1 protein-coding gene is annotated in these 378 nt (G+C 39.4%); it reads left to right on the top strand.

Annotated features, from left to right (window positions below):
• Positions 1-23 precede the first annotated feature (23 nt).
• Positions 24-378, top strand: a 355-nt coding sequence (locus tag AB4585_RS23350; RefSeq protein WP_372171164.1) for a hypothetical protein, incomplete at its 3' end; no start/stop codon positions are given.

Here is a 378-nt window from a genome sequence, read left to right on the forward strand (position 1 = left end):
CCCCAAAAAACGTTGATTTAGAAATGGCTATCATCGAGCTTTTTAATGAATGTTGCTATTTGAGGTTCAAAGGATTTGAGCATACGTTCACAGAATACAGCACTGGATCAGTGTTTAACAAAGCACATCAACACGCAAAACACCTACTTTCCGCGAGTAGCGATAAAAAAGCAGCACTCCAGGATTTAATGTCGGAAGAACCGAAAAATCAACTGGATTGCTGGCACTCCCCAAAACTATTATTCGCAAAACACATTGGCTATACCAAAGCATTTACCGAACTAGAGAGCATCGAACCATTAAAACTCAGTGTATTCATTAGGGAGAATACATCACCGATTGACGCATACTTAACAAGAGATATTGGTGGATATGTAC

The sequence above is a fragment of the Vibrio sp. 10N.222.49.C9 genome, assembly GCF_041474985.1.
Classification (GTDB): Bacteria; Pseudomonadota; Gammaproteobacteria; order Enterobacterales; family Vibrionaceae; genus Vibrio; species Vibrio crassostreae_C.